Here is a 20,534-nt window from a genome sequence, read left to right on the forward strand (position 1 = left end):
GACGGCAGGAGCGTGTGCGGCGGGCCACGGTCGTTTCCTTCACAATGGGCGCCGATGAAATGCCACCCCTGACGGCCTCCCTTCGGTTCTGGTCGCGGTCGTAAACCGGCGGCCGGAGCCTTCAAGGCCGCTGACGCGCCGCGGTGCGGCCGCACGCACCATCCTCACCAAACCGGCCCCGCGGGCTGCGCGAGGGCTTGATAAGCCCTGCTCGCCCGCAGGACAGCTTCGCTCGTCCCGGTCCGTACGGACCCTGAAGCCCCCGTCTTTCCGCCGGTTTCTTTTTGCCCGCGCCCGAAGGGAGGGCCGGCAGGGGCCGGCTCAAGCCTTCGGTCAAATCGTGAAGGAAAGGACCTCACATGACCAGCAACGCTCGTCCCTCCCGTCAATCCGGCAAGATCGTCCAGCTCCGGAAGGGCGCGTCCCTCGAAATGGTCCGGCTCGCCTGCCCCGACAGCGCCCAGGCCTCCCTCATCTCCGAAAGTTTCGGCCTGCCGGTCATCGATAGCGAAGGTATCTGCGATCTCCACCGCAAGATCATCGTCGACACGGCCGAATCTCTGAACGAAGGCCTTGGCGACCGGGCCATGCAAATCCATCTCCAGCGCATCGTCGGCTCCTATGTCGGTTCCGCCCACGGCGCTGGACAATTTTATTCCCGGGCAGTCTCTGAAGCGCGAGACGCAACCGCGAAGTCGGCCAACGATACACGCGACGAGGACCTCGACGGTCCTGCCGGGTTCGACAGCAATGCCCAACGCAAACGTGAATTCGCCGCCGACATGGGCATTCAGGCCCATGCGCTCCGCTGCGCAGCCGAAGGTGTGGTGACCGCTTACGAAGAAATCGTCGGGGAAGCCTGGAAGCCTTTTGAACGGCAGGTAGAAACCTCCGGCCAATCCGTCGACCGTAAGGCTGCCGAACTGCAGATGGCGGCGCTTGGCTGAGCCGCTCGGCGGGGCTTCGGCTCCGCCTCCGTTCGTCGCGGCAAAGCCCCGAATTGGGACCACAACCTAAATTACCTAATTTACGTAAAATGATGAAGGCTTGCGATGAAACAGTACACGTTCTCCGACATGAACCGCTCCTCAGGCGAAATCCTCGAGGCTGCGATGGTCGAACCGGTCATGCTGACCAAGCATGGCAAGGAAAAGCTCGTTATTGTCTCCGCCCGCGATTATCACCGCATGCGCGGCGAACCGAGCCCGACGAAGTCATTTTCCCTGCATGAAGCCCCTAACGATGTCCACGTGGAGCTGATCTCCGGCATCGATGCCATTCTCGGTCCTGACAAGAACGATGTTTGAACAGGGCGACGAGGCCGAATTTCATAATCTCTGATCGCGAAGCGGAGAAGGGTGAAGAATCCGGCCGGAAGCCTCGCCCTGTCTGCATCGTCATCAAGACGCCCGGCAATCCCGATGTCGTCTTTTTTGCACTTACCTCTTCAAGCCTCTTGAAGGCCAACTCGCGCTGAATACACCTGAAATCAAGTGCCGGCACATTGGCCTAGCGTCTCCCGCACCGTCATTTGCCTGTGAGCACCTGTCCGGAGCGACGCCCTGAATGTCCAGCCTCGACCCAGCCGCTTAGACCGGACATGACCGGTACTTCATCTCGGACGCAACCCATTCCCCCTCTTGGAGATATGGCATTCCTGGTGCGGCGCGGACTTCCACGATCAACCCCTAAAGGGTCCGCTCGCAAGCGGCGGCCGCTTGGCTGTGGCCTGCGCGGTGATCGCGTCCGCTAAGCCGCACACTGACGGAGCCATCAAGAGGGGGATTGGCCCGCTCCAACGATGGAGCCCTCATATGCACCACGATCTTTCCCTCGCCCAGAAACACGCCTGGAACCTCGCCCGCACGCTCATGACCCCGATCGTCCTCTTCAAGTCCGAAGACGAATACGGCATCCTTCCTGCCGACGAAGTCCACGACGCTGAGATCGTCGTCCTCTTCGAATACGACCCCTACACCGGCGGTCACTCGGTCAACTGACCGACTATTTCTCTCATCCCCTGGCGGCGGCGCCCTGCGCCGCCTTTCCGCTGCGCGTCTGCCCCGGTCGGGGTCCGTCCCGAGAAGGGTCCGGGCGGAGCCGGCCGCAGCAGCAACGGCTTCGCCGTCCTCCTCTGCGTTTCGGCCCTTCGCCACCCCGCTGCGTTGCGCGGGCCCCGGCTTGGGTGCGGCGCCTGCCTTCAGCCCCGCCGTGATCGGACCTCGTGACGGACCGCGATCGGCGCGGTCCTGAAATCAGGAGGCCTGAAAATGAAAAGGAAAGAGAAGAGCCCGCGCGCCGACATCTACGAGCGGATCACCGAGACGATCGTCGCGGATCTGGAAAAAGGCGTCCGCCCCTGGATGAAACCCTGGAGCGCGGGTGGACTCGAAAGCCGGATCACGCGACCGCTCCGGCATACCGGGGAGGCCTATACCGGCATCAACGTGCTGCTGCTCTGGTCGGAAAGCCTGAACCGTGGTTTCGAGGCGCCCCTTTGGATGACCTACCGGCAGGCCGGACAAATCGGTGCGCAGGTCCGCCAAGGCGAAACCGGCGCAACCGTAGTCTATGCCAGCCGGTTCACTAAAACCGAGACTGACGCTCGCGGCGACGAGGTCGAGCGGGATATCCCGTATTTCAAGACCTACACCGTGTTCAATTGCGATCAGATCGACGGTCTGCCCGAACACTACTACCATCGTCCCGACAAGATTATCGACCCGTCGTCGCGGATCGAGCATGCCGAGCGTTTCTTCAAACACACCCGCGCGGTGATCCGTCATGGAGGCTCAAAGGCTTTCTTCGCTCCCGCAAGCGACCACATCCAGATGCCACCTTTCGAGAGCTTCCGGGACGCGGAATCCTACGTGGCTGTCCTTTGCCACGAGGCAACCCACTGGACGGCGCCAGAACACCGCGTAGGACGCGATCTTTCGCGCTACCATAAGGATCGCACCGAACGCGCCCGCGAAGAACTCATTGCGGAGCTCGGGAGCTGCTTCCTGTGCGCCGATCTCGGCATCGTGCCGGAGCTCGAGCCGCGGCCGGATCACGCGAGCTACCTTCATTCGTGGTTGCGGGTGCTCAAGGATGACAAGCGGGCGATCTTTCAGGCAGCCGCTCATGCCCAACGAGCGGTGACGTATCTTCACAGCCTGCAGCCGGCGCGAGCCCTCGAAGAGGGAAAGGGAGCATGACGCTCCCTTTCCTGAATGCAAGAGCAGGGGGCGGATCGCCCTCTGCCACGCGCTATCGCTTGTCGCTGTAGTTCAGTGTGACGCTTGATCCACGTCCCTGAATCTGGCGAATGCCCGTCACCATTGATCGAGACGAGGGCCCGGAGCAACAGGGCATCTGCGGCACCTGCCTGCCCACCTGACGCCGTGCCAACGCAGAACCGCCGCAACAGCCGCTCCGTTGTCAGTGAAACGCCGCATTCCGGCTGATGCCTGCCAAGTTCGCTCCAGTCTCGCGTCTTCAGGCTGGAAATAGTCAGATGGCCGGCCATGAGTGTGGGAGTTCCCGGTCCAGCTGTTAAGCTGCCTTGAACGCTGCCGAGAACGGTCTACCGATTGTCTGCCGGTCACGGGTGGCAGTGGGCATGCTTGGCACGTTCTGGCCTATTCCTTTTTCTGTCGTCTCTCGCGGAGCCCGCCCTACGCGGCCTCGATTTGGCATGTCTGACCGGCAACCGGCTTCGCCTCGCTCGGCTTGCCGCAACGGCGGACCGGGCCTTTCTTCCCCCTGCCGGCTGTGCCGCCACTCCTCGCGAAACAAGAAAGCCCCGTACCGCCGTCCTCCATTTCATTGCGGTCCCTGCGAGCCCACCCCGTGGCGCAATCGCAACGTGGACCCCGGGGGGATGCGCGCCGTTCGTTCCCGGGCTCTTCGACAACCATCGAGGCCGCGATGGGCGCGGCTCGAAACATCGAAAAGGAATAGGACAATGGCCAATATCGGCACTTTCACTTCCACCAAGAACGGCTTCACCGGTCAGATCAAGACCCTCGCTCTCAATGTCAAGGCGCGCTTTGAGCGTATCGACAACCCTTCCGAGAACGGCCCGCACTTCCGCATCTTCTCGGGCAACGTCGAGCTTGGGGCGGCTTGGCAGAAACACTCAGAACAAAGTGGTCGTGACTACCTCTCGGTGAAGTTGGATGACCCGAGTTTCCCCGGTCCGATCTACGCAACCCTGGTTGAGGTGGAGGGCGCTGAAGGGCTCTTCTTGATCTGGTCCCGACCCAACCGGGACTGATCCGGTCGAAAGCGGCCTCGCCCCCCGGGCGAGGCCGCATCAGCTTGCCGTAAGGCGGACGGTGGTCGATAGCCACGCGACCTTTTTGAGCGAAGGAGACAAAGGAACAGATCGACGGCCTCGTCTTCACGCTCGAAGCTTTGCTGGATCATGCGGCCGGACGTTCCAATGCGGCCCCAACGGCGCACAAGACAGGGCTGTCCGAAAAGTGTCTGTTCGATCGAAAGCGCGTAGAAGCGAGCCATGTTCCGGCCCGCTTCTCGGCGTTCTACATAGACACGATAGGGCTGCGCGATCATCCATGAAAGAATCGCCCGACGTCGGGTCCGTGTCCAATGACAGCTTTGAATCGAATGGCGTGTTTCGATTCATCAGATTGATGGATCGCGAGGTGGCTATGCGGGAAGCCAGCCGCATATGAGGGTGATGATCGAGGCGATGCAATTTGGCCAAAATTGCCCCGCGGACCGGTGCGGGATCATTTCGCGCTATGCGGCCGACCGAACGCACCAGCTCCGGCGTATGGGTAGAAGCTCCCCTCTTTGTTGCGCGGCCGTATCTAGGTGGGCAATAGTGTCGCAAGCAGCACTGCGAGGACGAGCAGGAACGAGGTCGTTAGAGTGGCTGCGACAACGGGAGTTCGCCCGCAACTTTTGATGTCGCCAAGTGGGGTCACGACACCGATAGCAAACACGGATGCTATCAATAGGAACTGTGAGACTTTACGCAGCACGGTACCCAAACCATCCGGAATTGCGCCGAGCGAATTCAGCGCAACCAAAGCAATGAAACCCAGTAGGAAGTGTGGAAGCCGGTAGTGGGGATGCGTGGAGTTCGCGTTTCTCGTGAACCGAGCCAAAGCCAGAACGACTGGCAGGAGCATAAAGACGCGCGTCAGCTTCACCAATACAGCGGCGTCACCGGCTTCTGGTGAGAGCGCATATCCCGCACCGACCACTTGAGCCACGTCGTGAACTGACGCGCCAATGGTAAAGCCGGCCTGAATGTCGGACAACGGCATGAAGCCCAATAGGGTCGGATAGCTCACCATCGCTATCGTCGAGAGCACCGTCACAGTGATGATGGTCACGCCGGTCCACCTAATTTTCTTCGGCGAATCCGGCAGGACGGACGCGATAGCTAATGCAGCCGATGCCCCGCAGATGGCAGTGGCACCTGCCAGAAGCAAGGCAATATCCCTATCGAGACGAAGCCACCGACCCAGCGTATAACCGACCCCTAACGTGAGCACGAGGCAAGTGATCACCAGGGCCAGAGTAACTGGTCCGAGGGCTATGATGGTCAGTAGGCTGATCTGTGCGCCAAGAAGCGCAACGCCGACCCGCAATAATGGCTTGGCTGCGACGTCGAGACCAGGACGAAGGCGGGCAGCCCGTCGTAGGCCTCCTGCTGCCAATCCCGACAGCATCGCCAGCAACATGACAGGGATGCCCATCAGGTCTGCGACGCCAAGGCACACGCCGACCGCCATCGCGGTCAATAGCAAGCCGGGAAGGACAGCGAGTAGGCGGCGGCCGCCTATGGGCGTCAGTCGTAGACCGCGTCTGGTTCGATTGTCGTTGAGCAATTTGCAGGTCTCCGGCGGGAAGTGTCATTCAATCGGCACGCTCCGTTGACTTGCACGCTTAGCTTGGCTACAGATAGTTTGCAAATGGGAAACTAAGTTTCCAAATAGGAAACTTTTGGAGGAAAGAATGAACATCAGACAGTGTGTGGTATGGGCCGCACTGGCCACCTTGAGTGTCGGCCCGGCATCAGCTGACGAAATCAGGATCGGGATGAGCACGCCACTGACCGGCGGCGTGGCGTCCCTAGGGCAGCACGAGGTGTGGGGAGCTCAGCTGGCCATTGAGCAGATCAATGCGAAGGGCGGGGTCGCGGGATCGCAGCTGGCACTCGATGTTCAGGACAACCAGTGCAACCCCTCGCAAGGGATCACCAGTGTCGAAAGCCTGCTGCAGAACAAGCCTGTCGCGATCCTGGGCGCTCTGTGCAGCTCAGTCACCCTTGCGATCATGCCTCTGATCAAGCGCGCCGAAGTGCCGCTCGTCGTCGGTGTGGCGACGTCGCAGGCAATCACCGACCAGTCAGGTGTCGGTGGCAATGAGTGGACATTCCGGATCAATCCGTCCGATGTCGGCCTTGCTGTAGCGCTTGCCAACTATATCGCTGACAGAGGCGGGATAAAGACAGTCGCGTTTGTGGGCGAAGATACCGACTACGGTCGCGGTGGCCATAACGCTTTGTCGGCTGCACTCAAAGACAGGGGCATTGAGGTTGTGTCTGTCGACTTCTATCAGCAGAACACGCCTGACTTCACCACGCTTCTGACCAAGCTCGCCAACAGTGCACCGGATGCCCTTGCGCTTTATGCTATTGGGGCGGATGAGCTGAATTTCCTGCGCCAATTGCGCGGAATGGCCCTCGACACCCACCTGACTGGACGCATCGCGCTCGACGAACTGCAGGAGACCGTAGTCAGTTCAGGGGCGATCGACGGCGCAACAAGCGTTTTCCCCTACGCTACCCAACTCGACACAGCGCCGAACAGGGCGTTCGTCGAAGCGTTCAAAGCCAAATATGGAGAATTGCCGAATTATCAGAGCTTCGAGACGTTCGAAGCGATCAATCTGGTCGCGGACGCCATTTCGCGTGCCAATTCCGCTGAGCCGTCGGCAGTTCGCGAGGCGTTGGAGACGACCGACTACACCTCGCTGACAGGAGAACAGATTCAGTTCGATGAGAACAATCAGGCTCATAACGCGGCTGTGGTCATGCGTGTCGAGGGCTCAAAAATCGTCGTCGAAGCCAAGTCGGGCACTTGATCAACAGACGGAGGGGCCGCCCCTCCGTTCCACGTATTGAGGTAGCTCGATGAGCACAATGTTTTTTGCCCAGTTGCTTCTAAACGGCTTGGTCATCGGGATGACTTACGCCCTGATTGCCGTGGGCCTGTCTCTGATCTTCGGCGTGATGGAGATCGTCAATTTCGCTCACGGCCAGATCTATATGGTCGGCGCCACGTTGATGCTTCTCGCGGTTACAACGCTGGGAATCGGGTATTTCCCCGCAATCCTGGGCGCAACACTTGTGACCATTGTCTTTGGTGCAGCGATCCACTTCCTACTATTGCGGCATCTGAAGCAAGGCGACTTCCAGCGCGGCATCATTCTGACCATGGGTCTGGGAATGGTGCTCCAGAACGGTACTGCCTATCTTTTTGGTTCGCTGCCGCGCGTAGTCGATACCGACTTCAGTTTTGTTCAACTCACCTTCGCCGGTCTTCGAATGGACCTTCTCCGCGCCCTGTCCATCGCGCTTGGCGTGGTGGCGATCGCCGGTCTCTATATCGTGCTGCAATATACCAGCATCGGCAAGGCGATGCGTGCCTTTGCTCAGAACCGGGAGGCCGCGCATATGGTCGGCATCAAGCCGGCGGTGGTCGCGGGTACCGCAACGGCCTTGGGGATCGGACTGGCGGGACTCGCAGGCGCTTCGCTTGCGCCGATTTATACCGTGCATCCCGTCATGGGGATTCCCGTTCTGTTCAAGGCTTTTGCCATCGTGATCATCGGCGGGCTGGGACACATACCAGGCGCGATCCTGGCTGGCTTGATGGTGGGTGTGATCGAAAGCTTTGTCGGCGGGCTCGGTTCATCGGCGCTTCAAGACAGCGTGGTGTTCTTCGCCATGATCGCGATCCTGATGGCGCGCCCTGAAGGCATTTTCGGAAAAGGAGCGCGGGTATGAGCGACCGCGCGATCGTAACGAGCAATGTCCGTCGCAAGGCGTTGGGCCCCGCATTGCTTGTTCCACTGATGGTAGCAGTCGCTCTGCTCCCACTGTTCTCCGGTTCCAGCTACGTGCAAAACGTGGGGACCCTCGGGCTCACCTTCGCGGTATTGGCAACCGGGCTCAATCTGGTTTTCGGCTATGCCGGGTTGCTGTCATTTGCTCAGATCGGCTTTTGGGGCATCGGAGCCTATGTCAGTGCGCTTTGCACGGTCAATTTTGGTTGGTCGCCTTGGCTTGCCTTCCCGGCAGGCGGAGCGTTTGCGGCGGCAACGGCACTCCTTGTTGGCATTCCCGCCATGCGCGTTTCCCGCCCTGCATTCGTCATCGTATCGCTGACCTTCACTCTGCTGACGGGTCTGTTGTCACGCAGCTGGGTGGAAGTAACGCGCGGTCCCTTGGGCATACCCGGCCTGCCAGCTCCGTCTCTCGGTCTTCAGGGGGCGGTCATCGCCGATGGTCACGATCCGGCGGTGTTTTATTGCATAATGCTGGCCTTCGCCGTTCTTGCCATCGGCATCATGTATGCCATCGTCCGTTCGCCTATTGGGCGCATCATGTTGGCGGTCAACCAGAACGAGGTTCTGGCCCGATCGCAAGGCATTCGAGCAAAACACTACCAACTCCTGGCCTTTGTGATCGCCGCACTTTTCACAGGCATGGCGGGCGGCCTCTACTCCTTCCATCTCAGCATCGTCGATCCCACGATCTTCGACAGCTATTACAATGAAATGCTCCTCATCATCGTCATCGTCGGCGGCGCCGGAAACTTCTGGACCGTCATCCTGTCGAGCTTTGTGTTCACCACCATTCCGGAGTTGCTGCGTTTCAGCCCGGAGCTGCGCATGGTTCTGTTCGGCCTTGTGCTGATCGTTGTGGCCTTGATGCTACCCGGCGGCATTGGCGGATATCTTCAGACGCGCCGTGTGGAAAGACTGCGCCGGGAGATGCGCCCATGAGCCCGCGAACCGAAACTCAATCGCTCCTGCAAGTGAGAGGCCTGACCAAAACCTTCTCCGGTATCACTGCGGTGAATCGACTTGACCTTGACGTCGAAGCCGGCTCGATCGTCGGACTCATCGGCCCGAACGGCTCGGGTAAGAGCACGACGATCGATTGCATCACGGGGTTTACCGCTGCCGATGGTGGCCGCGTTCTCTTCGATGGCTCCGATGTCTCTCGAAAATCACCAGAAGCACTGGCCGAACTAGGCATGGTGCGAACGTTCCAGAACGTGCGCATCTACGAAGGTATGAGTGTGCTGGACAACCTTGTTGTCGCAGCCCGGTCGCTTCGCCGATATCCGTGGTGGGAGCAGGTAGTCTCCTCGCGTCGTGTGAGCCGCCTCGAGCACGATTTGCGCCAAGAAGCGCTAGGCCACCTCGAGCTCGTAGGAATCGGCAAATATGCCGATGCGCCAACGGGAATACTGTCCTACGGCCAACGCAAGCTCGTGGCATTTGCAATGTGCCTCATGGGCAAGCCCAAGCTGATTATCCTCGACGAACCGCTGGCAGGCGTGAACCCGACAGTCATTCGGCGCATCTCCGAGTTGATCGACGAATTGAACGGTCTTGGACAGACGTTCCTGATGATCGAGCACAATGTCGATTTCATCATGCGGCACTGCGCCAAGGTCGTCGTGCTCGAGCAGGGGCAGCTGCTGACCGAGGGTCCCCCGGCTGTCATCCGCACCGATCCTCGAGTGCTCGAAGCCTATCTCGGCGACTATGCAGCTCATTCGGTGGAGGCGCTAAATGCCTGACAACATTCCAATCCTTCGCCTGAAAGATCTCTCTGTCGGATATCTCGACCACCCGATCGTGCGCGGCATCTCCCTGGATGTGAAAAGGCAGAGCGTGTGGAGTCTCCTTGGAGGCAATGGTGCCGGCAAGTCGACGCTACTCAAGTCCTTGTTCGGCATGTCCAAGTGGTTTGCCGGGGAAATCATCTTCGACGGACAGCACTTGGAAGGTCTTTCGCCACAGCAATGTATGCGGGCGGGCGTCGGCATCGTGCCGCAGGGGCGCTGCAACTTTCCGGCAATGACCGTCCGTGAAAACCTCGAGATGGGGGCATATACGCTTCCGCGCTCAGCCAAGCGCGACGCCATGGATCGCGTTCTGGAGATGTTCCCCATGCTTGAGGAAAAGCTGGCGACGCTTGCAGGGAATCTCAGCGGAGGCCAGCAGCAGATCCTCGAGACCGCGATGGTGCTGGAGACCGATCCCAAATTGCTGCTCCTGGACGAGCCGTCTCTCGGTCTGTCGCCCAAGATGCAGCAGGACGTGTTCGAAAACGTCGCTCTGCTGCGCGATGCCGGGGTCACGGTGATAATGGCCGAACAGAACGTCATTGGTTCGCTGCTCGTTTCCGATTTTGCCTTGGTGCTCGATCTGGGCACCAAGCTCATAGACGGCCCCGCCAAGCAGGTGATGGCCAATCCTAAAATACGCGCTGCCTTTCTGGGCGGGGAACCTGAACCTGCAGCAGCAGGTCTGGAGGAAGTTGAATGACAATGCCTTTAACCCACGAGGTCCTTGCCGACATTCTCGGCGACAAGCTGAGCGCCGGCTGCTTTCGGTCCAGCATTCGAGCCGGCACCATGGCCAGCGGACAGCCGATCGACTTGCCGGTTTCCGTCATCAAGGGGACGCGTCCGGGCCCGGTACTTTGGTTGAATGGGGCCGTTCATGGGGACGAGATCAACGGCATCCTGGCCATATTCGATTTCATGGAGTCCGTCGCATGGGAGAACCTCGCCGGCACGATCGTCGCTACGCCAGTTTCCAATGTGACGGCGTTGGATGCACGCACCAAGCGTGTTCCTCAGGATGATCAGGATCTCGACCAGAGCTTTCCAGGCGTAAGCGGCGGCATGCTGTCCCAACGTATGGCGTACGCATTGTTCGAGGAGATACGCACCCACGCTGATGTCGTGGTGAACTTTCACACGATGAACCCCTATTTCGATAGCGCACCCTATGCAGTTTACAAAACCGCGGGAGACGGTGCGCCAGCTGAAGCGGAATTGCTGGCCGCCTTGTCGTGCTTTTCCCCTTTTGTGGCATGCCGCATGTCGGTCAGTTCAAGTGCAGAACTTCCCGGCAACAATTCCGGCGCGCTCGACTATCAATGTCTCAAGCTCGGTAAGCTCGCGTTCATGATTGAGCTTGGCGGCGGCAGCCGACAGGAAGCTGCCTATATCGAGGCCGGCACTGCCGGCCTGAGCAGATTGGCGAGGCACCTCAAGATGCTCGCCGACGATGGCGACCAGAAGCCAGACAACGTGATGCGCGTTACGGCAAGACGCCACGTATTCTGCGGGGAGGGTGGGTTCTTTCGTCAGCACGCGGAGGCGGGCACAACGCTTAAGGCAGGCGAGCCGCTGGGAACTATTCGATCAGCCTTCGGCCACCTCATCGAAACCATTTCATTCGATGCCGACGTAAAGATAATCGGCCTCAGAACGGATCCCGTGGTGCACTCCGGTGATCGTGTAGCCTTCGTCGGCCTTGAATGGGACGGGGTCGATGTGCGTTAAAGAGGTCAAGATAGCAGCGGCTCAGTACGCGCCCAAGCACGCACAACCGGATGTCAATCTTGCGGCAGCGCTCGACCTTATAACCCAGGCCTCCCGGGAGGGTGCGGCGTTACTCGTTCTGCCCGAATGCTGCCTCACCGGCTATCGGTTCGCCGATGCCGCTACTCTTCGCACGGTGGCAGAGCAACGTGGGAGTGCACGGCTCGCTCGTCTTGCCGATGCGGCGGCGGTAGCCGGTATGACGGTCGTTGCCGGGATCGCCGAGCGCGAAGGACCGCTCCTGTTTGACAGCGCGGTTGTGCTGCAGCCAGACGCGGCACCAGCCTATTATCGCAAGATTCATCTATGGGGTGCCGAGCGAGAGATATTCTCGGCAGGCGACGCCCCCATGGTGGTACCTACACCCATCGGGAAGGTCGGGCTCTCGATCTGCTACGATCTGTGGTTTCCTGAACTCAGTCGGGCACTCGCATTGCAAGGCGCGGACATCATTGCTTCGCCGGCGAACTGGGCTGGCAACCCGCGCATGATGCAGGTTCTCGATAGCCAGGGTCATGCCATGGGTTTCCATCTGGCGCGAACCACAGCCTGCGTCAACGAGGTTGCCGTGGTTGCAGCCGACAGGATCGGGCAGGAAGAGACAACGCGATACCTCGGCAACTCCTGCATCGTTTCAAGCGCGGGCGAGGTCTTGGCCGGCCCGGCTCCGTTCGATGAAACGACACTAATCGTGGCGGAGGTAGAACTCGCCAGTCGCGACGACCTGCAAAGTCACATCAAGTCGAGGCGACCCGATGTCTACGCCCGATATCGGGGGGCCGGAGAATGAAATCGCTTGAAACGGCAGTGTCTGTCCTGAAGACCTTCATCTCTGAAGACGGCGACCTTTCCGTCAACGATGTGGTCGAACGTAGTGGCCTGAAGAAGAGCCACGTCTCCAAAATCCTGAGTTCGCTGCGCAAGGAGGGGTTTCTTGAACAGGACCCACGCACCCGACGCTACTCCGTAGGGGTGGACGCCTTCGAGTTGGGGACGCGCTACATCGTTCGCTCCCAAGTGGCCAGGGACGCACTCCCGATAATGCGCCAGCTGGTCGATCTATGCGGGCATTCGGCCACTCTCAGCACGCTTCGCGGCGAACATGTACTTCACATCATGGCCGTGGAAGGCCCGCACTTCATTGATGGCAGATGGCGCGTCGGGAACAGGCTTCCGATCCACGCGACGGCGGCAGGGCAGGTGATGCTGTCCTTTATGGATGCGCAGCGCCGTGATTCCATTCTCGCCGGATTGAATCTGACCTCGATTACCGACCGCACCATCACTGATATGTCCCGGTTCCGATCCGTCCTGAACGAAGTCGCGGCCAGCGGCTGTTCAACGACCAGAGGCGAAAGCGCGCCCGGTTTGGCGGCTCTGGCCGTCCCTCTATTCGGCGAAGAGGGGGCGCTTGACTACGCGCTGGGCATCGTGTTGCCGGATCCGCTTCTCGACGAGGAGGACCCTGCGCGCATCAAGGACTGGCTATTCGCATCGGCGCGACGCCTGTCCCTGAAGCTCGGTGCGTCAGCCTACCCATTCGGGACCATCTCGATGGAAGCCGCCGGCTAGAGCAACAAGGTCACGTGAAAGGACAAACATGTCAGAGATCGTCATCCCCGCACGCCGGGGCAAGGCCATCCGACTTGGCGCTGGCGCCGAAGTCAAAGTCATCAACACCCACGGTAGCCAGGTCTTGGATACGTGGGCTTTCGACGCCATGGACATGAGATGTTACATGTCCATGGAGCACACGCGCTCTCGCATCAGCCGAATCTATATCAAGGCTGGCGATAGTCTGGTGGACAATAGGTATCAGGCCATCGTGACCATGGTCGAGGACACCTCGCCCGGCGTGCACGACATTCTGATGTGCTCATGCTCAGACCCCATCTACAAGCGAATGGGTTGCACCGAATATCACGATAATTGCGAAGACAATCTTCACACAGCGCTCGACGAGATAGGCCTCAAATCTGACCACACTCCGGCGCCGCTGAACCTTTTCATGAATTATCCCGTCGATGCCGAGGGTGTGTTCTCGCGGAAGCCACCGGTCTCGCGCCCTGGCGACTATGTCACGTTCCGCGCGGAGCGTGACATAGTCCTCGTCCTGTCAGCGTGTCCGCAGGACCTCATGCCGATCAATGGAATAGAAAGAATGCCAACCGAGGCGCATCTCGCGATGCGAGAAACAGGGGAGAAGATAGATGTCTGACGTGAAGAGCCGGCGCGATGAACTAGTGTCTGCCCTTAGGGACAAGGCGCGAGAGCTGCTTCCCGAATCCGCTATCGAGCGCACCAATGTCGAGGCGGTTGCCGCTGGGCTGCGCCAACTTGCGGCCGATACAGCGCTGTGGAGCGAAGCCGAGTTTCCACCGCCGGAGGGGGACGAAAAGCAGGCGCGCTATCTGATCGCCCAGGACGAGGGGCAGACATATGCCCTCTATCTCAACGTCATGAAGCCGGGCAAGAAAATCTCTCCGCACAACCATACGACCTGGGCCTGCGTGGCAGCGGTCGATGGGGTCGAGCTGAATACCCTGTACCGCCGGATCGACGGAGGCTCTGGAGCAGGCCACGCTGAACTCGAGCCCGTGCGGGAAGTGGCAATAGCACCGGGCATCGCGATCGGCATGATGCCGGAAGACATCCACTCGGTTTTCATTCCAGGCGACAGTGTCATTCGGCACCTGCATTTTTATGGTCGAGGGCTGGAGACACTCTCGCAGCGACTGATGTTCAACATGGAGGACAAGACCTGCCGCGTCATGGACGTCGGGGTCAGGACGCGTGTCGCAAGGTGAGGTACGTTTCTGCACACGAGGCCGAGCAACTCATCGCTTCGGCCGATCCATTGGCGGTTCTGGATATACGCGAGCACGGGCTCTACGGGGAGGGGCACCTGCTGTTCGCCTCGAACTGTCCGTACAGCGTCCTCGAACTCAAAATCAGCGCCTTGGTGCCCGACATAAAAGCCACCCTGATCATTTATGACGACGCTGACGGCGTTGCCGAACGGGCAGCTCAGGCGCTGGAGCGCATCGGCTATAAAGATGTCCTGATAATTGAAGGCGGGATCGAGGCCTGGCGGTCTGCGGGACTCGCCGTATTCAAGGGCGTGAACGTGCCCAGTAAGGTGCTGGGAGAACTGATTGAACATGCTATGGAGGTCAAGTCGATCACGCCCGATGAGCTCGCCAGAATGCAGGAATCTGGGCAGGCTCTACTTCTGATCGACGGGCGCCCGACGAGCGAATTCGAAAAAATGACCATTCCGGGAGCACGAAGCCTTCCAAATGGCGAACTGCTCTACCGATGGGACGCGCTAGACCTCGATCCCGCTGTGCCCGTGGTGGTGCATTGCGCGGGTCGTACGCGCGGCCTTATCGGTGCGCAGAGCCTGATCAACGCCGGCATACCCAATCCGGTTGTCGCGCTGCAGAACGGAACACAAGGTTGGGCCCTGTCGGGTCGACATCTAATGCGCGGCAATCGCTCAGATGGGTTGCCGGCCATGACCTCTACCAAGGTGGACCAGGGCAGCGAGAGATTCGAGAGGCTGGTAACTCAATATGGGGTACCAACCCTTGAAGCGTCTGACTTTGCAGCTTGGCGGCATGTGAACGCGAATGCCTATATGTTCGACGTCCGCTCCGTGGCCGAATTCGAAGCAGCAAATGTTCCCGGTTCGTTACATGCGCCGACGGTGCAATTGGTGCAAGCCACGGATGAATACGTTGCCCAGCGTCGTTCACCGATATTGCTTATCGACGATAACGGCGTTCGTGCCGCTTCGACAGCCGTATGGTTGAAACAACTCGGCCACAAGCCGATCGTCATGCGTCGTGCGAAAGCGCTTATGACCCAGCCTGACGCGCTACGGTCGCCAAGATCCCGGCTGCGAACCGTTTCACCCTCGGACGTGGCTTTGTGTAGTGACACGAACCTGATCTTAGACCTGCGCAAGAGCATGGCCTTCCGGGAAGGTCACGTGCCGGGCTCGATCTGGGCCACCCGCGCCAGATTAGCCTCTGTCGTTCCGCCGGCGTGCAGAACTGTGACGTTTGTCGCGGACGACCCCCGTGTAGCGGATTTGTGCGCGAGCGACCTAGAGAGCGCCAGCAATGTCGACTGTTTCATTCTCGACGGCGGCTTTCAGGCCTGGTGCGCCCAGGGTGGCGAGGTCGAACAGACGCCCGATCGTCCTGCGGATGCCGAGGCGATAGACTTCCTGTTTTTTGTACATGACCGGCACAATGGCAATCTGGAAGCATCGCGCCGCTATCTGGAGTGGGAAACAGGGCTCGTCGCGCAAATGAGCTCGTCAGAACGCGGCCAGTTCCACATTGAAGACAAGCGTCATGGATGAAGCCACGCGCTTGATCGGTGTGAACCGCAAATCCTATCCCGAGGCAAGAGCAGTAAACCCGCCTGTAGTGCGCACTTCCACGGTGTTATATCCAGACCTGGCGACGATGAAGGATCACCGTCAACGGCGCGATACCGGCGAACGCCTCTTTACCTACGGGGCGAGGGGGACGCCGACCGCGTTTGCGCTGGAGGATGCTTTTTGCGAACTCGAGCAGGGGGATAGAGCCTTTCTTTATCCCTCTGGCCTGTTCGCGCTCGCTGCACTTTTCCTTGCATACACGGAGCCAGGGGACCACGTTGCAATTATCGACTCCGTCTATCCGCCTGTTCGTGCGCTCGCTGAAAAGCACTTTGGCAAACGCGGCGTCACGTTCAGCTATTTTCGGCCGGACACCGATTCCTTCAAAGCGGCCCTGAGGAAAAATACCCGTCTGGCTTTGCTTGAGTCGCCGGGATCGAACACGTTTGAAGTTATCGACCTGCCGGCGTTTTCACGTATCGCGAAGCCGCTTGGCGTCCGTCTGGCAGTCGATAACACTTGGGCTGCGGGGCACTATTTCAAGCCACTCCTTCATGGCGCCGACGTCTCGGTGCAGGCCGTCACCAAATATGTTGGTGGCTATTCGGACCTGATGATGGGCGCCATCGTCACTCGTGAAGAATTGTACAGGCCGCTGTTTGAACTGAGCGGAACCTTTGGCATCTGTGTCAGTCCGGATGACTGCTATCTTGCCTTGCGCGGTATGAAGAGCCTTTGCGCGCGCCTGGAAATCCATGAGCGCACTGCATTGAAGATCGCACACTGGCTGAAAGACCAGCCGGAAGTCACGGACGTGCTGCATCCCGCTCTCGAGAACAGCGATGGCCATGAAATCTGGAAAAGGGATTTCACCGGTAGCAGCGGCCTGTTTTCCTTCGCGCTTGCGGACCACTACAATCACCGAAGCGAGGAATTCGTGGACAGGCTCCAGCTCTTCGGCATCGGCTCGTCTTGGGGAGGTTTTGAAAGCCTCGCGCTCCCTGTGAATGTGAAATCGATGCGTCCAGAAACCTGGAATGGGCCGGAGAAGTTGATCCGCATTCATGTTGGCCAGGAAGCCGCTGGTGACCTGATCGCAGACTTGAGCGATGCACTGTCGCACATCGGCTAGGAACGAAGGCGAAGCCCTTTCAGCAGTTCTGATCGCGCTTGATTGTATTCGCGCAGTCTTTCTTGGAATGGCGATTGTACACCGTCCCCGCCTCGAAGACGGGGATTGTAAGGACAGCGGGCTGCAGCGGCGAGACATGCCGCGACACGATGAGTTGGCACCCTATAATGATGGAACCCCACCACGACGGGATCCGCATTTAGATGGGGCATTTCGGCATTGCCGCGTGCCAATCGGAAGCGTTGATTGGGAACGTGATCCGGTCGGCAGTCGCCATTACCGGCCCGGGCAGAAGGGCAAGGGCTCCAGCATGCACTCCTGGCCGATTGTGCAGGGCGATAGCACACGTGATATCGTAGCGTTCGACCAGTCCATGCTCGAGCATGGCGCGTGCGCCTGCGTCACCTTCTTCAGCCGGTTGGAAGACGAAGGCGATGCAACCGACGCGATGCTTGGAAAGAAAAGCTGCCGCGGCGAGCATCGCCATATGACCGTTGTGGCCGCATGCATGCATGTGGCCGACGTTTATGGAGGCGTGATCGAACCGGTTGAGTTCGAGCATTGGCAACGCGTCCATCTCGGCGCGTAGCGCAAGTGTCCCATATTGCGCCCCTTGCTTGCTCTCTCGAAAACGCTGACGACCCCACCTCCCACGTCCACATCGACCTGATTGAGGGCGAAGCTGTGGAGTCAGCGTCGGCTGCGATCGACTGCAGTTTAAGTGGCCTGCCCGCAGCCCTTCGGGCTTGTACTTCTTCTGGGGCATTCCAACGTCCTCTCTCAGGCTCAATAGCCTAATTCAACGAGGACCACTTTTCAGGGGGCGGACCAATCCTTGATTTCCGACGAAGACTTCGTGACGATTCGCCTCGCACCTCACGTCGGTACTGGCGGCAAGGCTCCCGCGTCCGATCAATCCGGACGCTTCGCGTCCGCCGGTCGGTTCGAGTCGTCCGACCGGTTATCAGACGACAGTTGCTCGATGATCATCAAGAGATTTTGCGCGGTCGACGATGGGAGATCGAGCATTCGCCTGATCAGCTTCATCTTGACCTCGGCCTCCTCAGCGCTCTCGCCGAACATATGCGGTGCCGCCGCATACACCGCTTCCACCGGAGAGAAGTTGAGCAGTTCGGCGAGGTGAAGTAGCCGCGTCACCCTAAGCTTGGCGCCAGCCCGCTCATGTCGGGCGTAGATCTCATGATGCAGACCGACCATCATGCCGACCTGCTCACGATTGAGATTCAGCCCATCGCGACGCTCCCGCAGGAAGCGACTGAGCTCCTCCTCCATTTCCAGCAGGCTGCGAATCCCGTTGAAGCCCGGTCTGCGCCAGATCGGCTTGTCGACCTCGGAATCGCTTGTTTCAACGAGGCCGCGCTTGTCGATGTATGTCTTTATGTCTTTGATCGCCATAGACTGGCTCGCTCGAACCCGCTCACTGCTGAACCCCGTCAAAAAGAGCCGCGAGATTCCACGAAATTACCCCAGACCCGAAAAATCAGATCCAAAACCACAGTGGTCCTAGCAGGAATCCAGATGCGACTTCAACTTGACACGTGCTGGAAGGCCCCGCGCGACACACCTTCTCTCAAAATCCATTCGCGTCCAGATACTGCTGAATAGCCCTCTCCATGAGGGCCTGCATCGACGTCTCCAGGTTGAAGGATGCCAGCTTCAGCCGGCGCTTCGTGTCCCGATCCAGATTGACGTTCACGAAGTGGCTCGCACCCTTCATGCGAGCCCTTTTCATTTGTCGTAACGCCTTGCTCGCCCCACTCGACGTCTCCGCCTGCACGTCGTCTGCTTCCGTCGCCCGTTCCGACATCACTTCTATCGCAACCGGGTGTTCGACTTGCTCCGGCTCCGACAGCGTCGGGGTTGAGCGTGGCTTTCGAGGGGCGATGGCAAATTCCTCGAGCGACAGATTTTCCTTACTGCTCACGCCGCACGCTCCGACTTCGACGCGCCTTCGAGATGTGCGTCAACTTCTTCGACAAGCGCCCGGGTCTCCCGCCGCGCCTTGGCGATCGCCTCTGTCACTTCCAGCATCTGCAATGTGCCGATGCCGTTATGAATATCCTTGTAGACGTTGCGCTCAAACACTTCAGTCCGAAACAAGTAGGTTCCGACCTTGTCCTCGATGATCGGCCGGATCTTGCGGTAGAGTTCGGTATGGCGAACGGTTACGGTGATCCGCGTTCGCAACACGCCATGCCTGCATTCGCTGCCTAGAACGTCGTTGATACGCCGAACGCTTTCAAAACTATCGATGGCGCCTAGCACTTCACGCTTCGACGGCTGGATTGGCGAGATCACCAGATCCGACGAAGCAATCACCGGGTCGACGATCGATGTGTCCTCGCCAGGCGTGTCGATCAGCACGTGATCGAACTTTGGGCCGTGTTCGTCCATCCAGCGCTCGAACCCTCGTGCCGTCTTGTGACTATAGACGTGGATGCCCTCGGGCTGCGCATCCTTCTCCTGACAGTCGGTCCACCACCGCATCAGGTTGTTGCGGGCGTCCATGTCGATCATGGCAACGTGTCCTCCGCGCAGTGCGTACTCACCGGCGATGTTCATCAGCGCGGTCGTTTTGCCAGCACCTCCCTTCCCGTTAATGGCGGCGATCACGACGGTCATCGGTAGCTCCATGGAATGTGTTTCTACTCGCACAGGAATCCATCTCGGTGTGGTCGTCGATTCACATCGCACTAGAAATACGCGAAGGATAAAAAAACACAATCATATTAACATTGAAAAATGGACGAACAAACCAGAGTAAGAAAAATCAATGCTATATATGAGTTGGCAGGATACGGAAAAATGTGATACATTTTCCTGACGATCGAGGGACAAGCCCTCGATCCGCGGCCTGCGGCCGCGATCACCACGATCAAAGGCCAAGCGTAGCGATGGCTCGCGTTCTCTGCGCAACGTCGAAAAGGAAAGACCGGGTGGTTCACATCCGTTTCTCGCGGGCCGAGTTTGACGCCCTCGAGACGGCCGCGAGGTCTGCAGACATGACTGTTTCGGCCTTCGTCCGGTCGCTTGCCATGGAAGGCGCCGGTGTGCGGCCCTTCCTCGCAGAAGGAGATCGGGCCGTGTTCGGCCTACTCGCCGCGGGCATCCGTGCGATCGGCGGGAACCTCAATCAAATCGCCCGCGCCATCAACACTGGCAAGGTGCCAGATGAAGGAGACCTGACAGGCAGCATCAAGGATGCCCATGGGGCGACGACAGCTCTCGCTTCCGAGCTCGCGGAATTGACCCGGCGATCGGCAGCGCATCGACGCGGGGAGGGTGCGTGATGGAGTTCTTCCCAGGCGCTTTCGAGGCGGAGTGGGAGCGC

The 20,534-nt window shown here is 59.4% G+C and carries 23 protein-coding genes and 1 pseudogene; 18 read left to right on the forward strand and 6 right to left on the reverse strand.

Annotated elements, in window-relative coordinates; all coding sequences use genetic code 11:
• Window positions 1–359: 359 nt before the first annotated feature.
• The 5 genes from ACVJNE_RS23355 (at window position 360) to ACVJNE_RS23375 (ending at window position 4,261) form a co-directional block, all read left to right on the forward strand.
• Window positions 360–947, forward strand: a complete 588-nt coding sequence (locus ACVJNE_RS23355; RefSeq protein ID WP_368804731.1) for a hypothetical protein — start codon at window positions 360–362, stop codon at window positions 945–947.
• Between the two features lie 105 nt (window positions 948–1,052).
• A complete protein-coding gene (locus ACVJNE_RS23360; RefSeq protein WP_499569137.1) occupies window positions 1,053–1,307 on the forward strand; it encodes a type II toxin-antitoxin system prevent-host-death family antitoxin in 255 nt (84 codons plus the stop codon).
• Between the two features lie 507 nt (window positions 1,308–1,814).
• Window positions 1,815–2,000, forward strand: coding sequence for a hypothetical protein (locus ACVJNE_RS23365; protein ID WP_499569138.1), 186 nt, complete (start codon window positions 1,815–1,817; stop codon window positions 1,998–2,000).
• A gap of 270 nt (window positions 2,001–2,270) precedes the next feature.
• Complete coding sequence (locus ACVJNE_RS23370) at window positions 2,271–3,200, forward strand: ArdC family protein (protein WP_499569139.1); 930 nt, start codon at window positions 2,271–2,273, stop codon at window positions 3,198–3,200.
• A 749-nt stretch (window positions 3,201–3,949) separates the two neighbouring features.
• Window positions 3,950–4,261, forward strand: a complete 312-nt coding sequence (locus ACVJNE_RS23375) for a DUF736 domain-containing protein (protein ID WP_499569140.1) — start codon at window positions 3,950–3,952, stop codon at window positions 4,259–4,261.
• 47 nt (window positions 4,262–4,308) lie between these two features.
• Here ACVJNE_RS23375 and ACVJNE_RS23380 read toward each other — a convergent pair.
• Window positions 4,309–4,560, reverse strand: a pseudogene (locus ACVJNE_RS23380) (WGR domain-containing protein); the annotation flags it as partial.
• A 260-nt stretch (window positions 4,561–4,820) separates the two neighbouring features.
• Window positions 4,821–5,849 (reverse strand): YeiH family protein, encoded by a 1,029-nt coding sequence (locus tag ACVJNE_RS23385; protein ID WP_499569141.1) that lies wholly within the window; start codon window positions 5,847–5,849, stop codon window positions 4,821–4,823.
• Window positions 5,850–5,976: 127 nt separating this feature from the next.
• Here ACVJNE_RS23385 and ACVJNE_RS23390 point away from each other — a divergent pair, with 127 nt between their 5' ends.
• From ACVJNE_RS23390 to metC, 12 genes are read left to right on the forward strand one after another with little or no spacing between them, the layout of a single operon-like run.
• Complete coding sequence (locus tag ACVJNE_RS23390) at window positions 5,977–7,107, forward strand: ABC transporter substrate-binding protein (RefSeq protein WP_499569142.1); 1,131 nt, start codon at window positions 5,977–5,979, stop codon at window positions 7,105–7,107.
• A gap of 49 nt (window positions 7,108–7,156) precedes the next feature.
• A complete protein-coding gene (locus ACVJNE_RS23395; protein WP_499569143.1) occupies window positions 7,157–8,032 on the forward strand; it encodes a branched-chain amino acid ABC transporter permease in 876 nt (291 codons plus the stop codon).
• Window positions 8,029–9,033, forward strand: a complete 1,005-nt coding sequence (locus ACVJNE_RS23400; protein ID WP_499569144.1) for a branched-chain amino acid ABC transporter permease — start codon at window positions 8,029–8,031, stop codon at window positions 9,031–9,033. Before ACVJNE_RS23395 ends, ACVJNE_RS23400 begins: the two co-directional genes overlap by 4 nt.
• Entirely contained in the window at window positions 9,030–9,839 is an 810-nt protein-coding gene (locus tag ACVJNE_RS23405) for an ABC transporter ATP-binding protein (RefSeq protein WP_499569145.1), read from the forward strand. The genes ACVJNE_RS23400 and ACVJNE_RS23405 overlap by 4 nt, the downstream gene beginning before the upstream one ends.
• Window positions 9,832–10,590, forward strand: a complete 759-nt coding sequence (locus tag ACVJNE_RS23410; RefSeq protein WP_499569146.1) for an ABC transporter ATP-binding protein — start codon at window positions 9,832–9,834, stop codon at window positions 10,588–10,590. Before ACVJNE_RS23405 ends, ACVJNE_RS23410 begins: the two co-directional genes overlap by 8 nt.
• Window positions 10,587–11,618, forward strand: coding sequence for a M14 family metallopeptidase (locus ACVJNE_RS23415; protein WP_499569147.1), 1,032 nt, complete (start codon window positions 10,587–10,589; stop codon window positions 11,616–11,618). Before ACVJNE_RS23410 ends, ACVJNE_RS23415 begins: the two co-directional genes overlap by 4 nt.
• A complete protein-coding gene (locus tag ACVJNE_RS23420; RefSeq protein ID WP_499569148.1) occupies window positions 11,608–12,447 on the forward strand; it encodes a nitrilase-related carbon-nitrogen hydrolase in 840 nt (279 codons plus the stop codon). The genes ACVJNE_RS23415 and ACVJNE_RS23420 overlap by 11 nt, the downstream gene beginning before the upstream one ends.
• Window positions 12,444–13,229 (forward strand): IclR family transcriptional regulator, encoded by a 786-nt coding sequence (locus ACVJNE_RS23425; RefSeq protein WP_499569149.1) that lies wholly within the window; start codon window positions 12,444–12,446, stop codon window positions 13,227–13,229. The genes ACVJNE_RS23420 and ACVJNE_RS23425 overlap by 4 nt, the downstream gene beginning before the upstream one ends.
• A gap of 28 nt (window positions 13,230–13,257) precedes the next feature.
• Window positions 13,258–13,875, forward strand: coding sequence for a DUF1989 domain-containing protein (locus ACVJNE_RS23430; RefSeq protein ID WP_499569150.1), 618 nt, complete (start codon window positions 13,258–13,260; stop codon window positions 13,873–13,875).
• Entirely contained in the window at window positions 13,868–14,464 is a 597-nt protein-coding gene (locus ACVJNE_RS23435) for a cysteine dioxygenase family protein (protein WP_499569151.1), read from the forward strand. Before ACVJNE_RS23430 ends, ACVJNE_RS23435 begins: the two co-directional genes overlap by 8 nt.
• The gene (locus ACVJNE_RS23440; RefSeq protein ID WP_499569152.1) at window positions 14,461–16,029 is read left to right on the forward strand and encodes a rhodanese-like domain-containing protein; all 1,569 of its coding nucleotides are present in this window, start codon (window positions 14,461–14,463) and stop codon (window positions 16,027–16,029) included. The genes ACVJNE_RS23435 and ACVJNE_RS23440 overlap by 4 nt, the downstream gene beginning before the upstream one ends.
• Complete coding sequence (metC, locus tag ACVJNE_RS23445; RefSeq protein ID WP_499569153.1) at window positions 16,022–17,182, forward strand: cystathionine beta-lyase; 1,161 nt, start codon at window positions 16,022–16,024, stop codon at window positions 17,180–17,182. The genes ACVJNE_RS23440 and metC overlap by 8 nt, the downstream gene beginning before the upstream one ends.
• Window positions 17,183–17,381: 199 nt before the next feature.
• On the opposite strand, the gene ACVJNE_RS23450 is transcribed toward metC, so the two are convergent.
• The 4 genes from ACVJNE_RS23450 to ACVJNE_RS23465 all read right to left on the reverse strand — a co-directional run bounded on the left by ACVJNE_RS23450 (window position 17,382) and on the right by ACVJNE_RS23465 (window position 19,825).
• Entirely contained in the window at window positions 17,382–17,948 is a 567-nt protein-coding gene (locus ACVJNE_RS23450) for a M20/M25/M40 family metallo-hydrolase (RefSeq protein WP_499569154.1), read from the reverse strand.
• A gap of 146 nt (window positions 17,949–18,094) precedes the next feature.
• Complete coding sequence (locus ACVJNE_RS23455) at window positions 18,095–18,598, reverse strand: helix-turn-helix domain-containing protein (protein ID WP_499569155.1); 504 nt, start codon at window positions 18,596–18,598, stop codon at window positions 18,095–18,097.
• 175 nt (window positions 18,599–18,773) lie between these two features.
• A complete protein-coding gene (locus ACVJNE_RS23460) occupies window positions 18,774–19,127 on the reverse strand; it encodes a hypothetical protein (protein WP_499569156.1) in 354 nt (117 codons plus the stop codon).
• Window positions 19,124–19,825, reverse strand: coding sequence for a ParA family protein (locus ACVJNE_RS23465; RefSeq protein WP_499569157.1), 702 nt, complete (start codon window positions 19,823–19,825; stop codon window positions 19,124–19,126). Before ACVJNE_RS23465 ends, ACVJNE_RS23460 begins: the two co-directional genes overlap by 4 nt.
• A 272-nt stretch (window positions 19,826–20,097) precedes the next feature.
• Here ACVJNE_RS23465 and ACVJNE_RS23470 point away from each other — a divergent pair, with 272 nt between their 5' ends.
• Window positions 20,098–20,493: a plasmid mobilization protein gene (locus tag ACVJNE_RS23470; protein ID WP_499569158.1), complete on the forward strand. Its 396-nt coding sequence runs from the start codon at window positions 20,098–20,100 to the stop codon at window positions 20,491–20,493.
• Window positions 20,494–20,534: the final 41 nt, after the last annotated feature.

Source organism: Mesorhizobium sp. DxT (assembly GCF_058448885.1).

Excerpts from the sequence above, each read along its gene's own strand:
- ACVJNE_RS23355 (WP_368804731.1), top strand. The coding sequence starts at position 360 with ATGACCAGCAACGCTCGTCCCTCCCGTCAATCCGGCAAGATCGTCCAG.
- ACVJNE_RS23360 (WP_499569137.1), top strand. The coding sequence starts at position 1,053 with ATGAAACAGTACACGTTCTCCGACATGAACCGCTCCTCAGGCGAAATC.
- ACVJNE_RS23365 (WP_499569138.1), top strand. The coding sequence starts at position 1,815 with ATGCACCACGATCTTTCCCTCGCCCAGAAACACGCCTGGAACCTCGCC.
- ACVJNE_RS23370 (WP_499569139.1), top strand. The coding sequence starts at position 2,271 with ATGAAAAGGAAAGAGAAGAGCCCGCGCGCCGACATCTACGAGCGGATC.
- ACVJNE_RS23375 (WP_499569140.1), top strand. The coding sequence starts at position 3,950 with ATGGCCAATATCGGCACTTTCACTTCCACCAAGAACGGCTTCACCGGT.
- ACVJNE_RS23390 (WP_499569142.1), top strand. The coding sequence starts at position 5,977 with ATGAACATCAGACAGTGTGTGGTATGGGCCGCACTGGCCACCTTGAGT.
- ACVJNE_RS23395 (WP_499569143.1), top strand. The coding sequence starts at position 7,157 with ATGAGCACAATGTTTTTTGCCCAGTTGCTTCTAAACGGCTTGGTCATC.
- ACVJNE_RS23400 (WP_499569144.1), top strand. The coding sequence starts at position 8,029 with ATGAGCGACCGCGCGATCGTAACGAGCAATGTCCGTCGCAAGGCGTTG.
- ACVJNE_RS23405 (WP_499569145.1), top strand. The coding sequence starts at position 9,030 with ATGAGCCCGCGAACCGAAACTCAATCGCTCCTGCAAGTGAGAGGCCTG.
- ACVJNE_RS23410 (WP_499569146.1), top strand. The coding sequence starts at position 9,832 with ATGCCTGACAACATTCCAATCCTTCGCCTGAAAGATCTCTCTGTCGGA.
- ACVJNE_RS23415 (WP_499569147.1), top strand. The coding sequence starts at position 10,587 with ATGACAATGCCTTTAACCCACGAGGTCCTTGCCGACATTCTCGGCGAC.
- ACVJNE_RS23420 (WP_499569148.1), top strand. The coding sequence starts at position 11,608 with ATGTGCGTTAAAGAGGTCAAGATAGCAGCGGCTCAGTACGCGCCCAAG.
- ACVJNE_RS23425 (WP_499569149.1), top strand. The coding sequence starts at position 12,444 with ATGAAATCGCTTGAAACGGCAGTGTCTGTCCTGAAGACCTTCATCTCT.
- ACVJNE_RS23430 (WP_499569150.1), top strand. The coding sequence starts at position 13,258 with ATGTCAGAGATCGTCATCCCCGCACGCCGGGGCAAGGCCATCCGACTT.
- ACVJNE_RS23435 (WP_499569151.1), top strand. The coding sequence starts at position 13,868 with ATGTCTGACGTGAAGAGCCGGCGCGATGAACTAGTGTCTGCCCTTAGG.
- metC (WP_499569153.1), top strand. The coding sequence starts at position 16,022 with ATGGATGAAGCCACGCGCTTGATCGGTGTGAACCGCAAATCCTATCCC.
- ACVJNE_RS23450 (WP_499569154.1), bottom strand. The coding sequence starts at position 17,948 with ATGCCCCAGAAGAAGTACAAGCCCGAAGGGCTGCGGGCAGGCCACTTA.
- ACVJNE_RS23455 (WP_499569155.1), bottom strand. The coding sequence starts at position 18,598 with ATGGCGATCAAAGACATAAAGACATACATCGACAAGCGCGGCCTCGTT.
- ACVJNE_RS23465 (WP_499569157.1), bottom strand. The coding sequence starts at position 19,825 with ATGACCGTCGTGATCGCCGCCATTAACGGGAAGGGAGGTGCTGGCAAA.
- ACVJNE_RS23470 (WP_499569158.1), top strand. The coding sequence starts at position 20,098 with ATGGCTCGCGTTCTCTGCGCAACGTCGAAAAGGAAAGACCGGGTGGTT.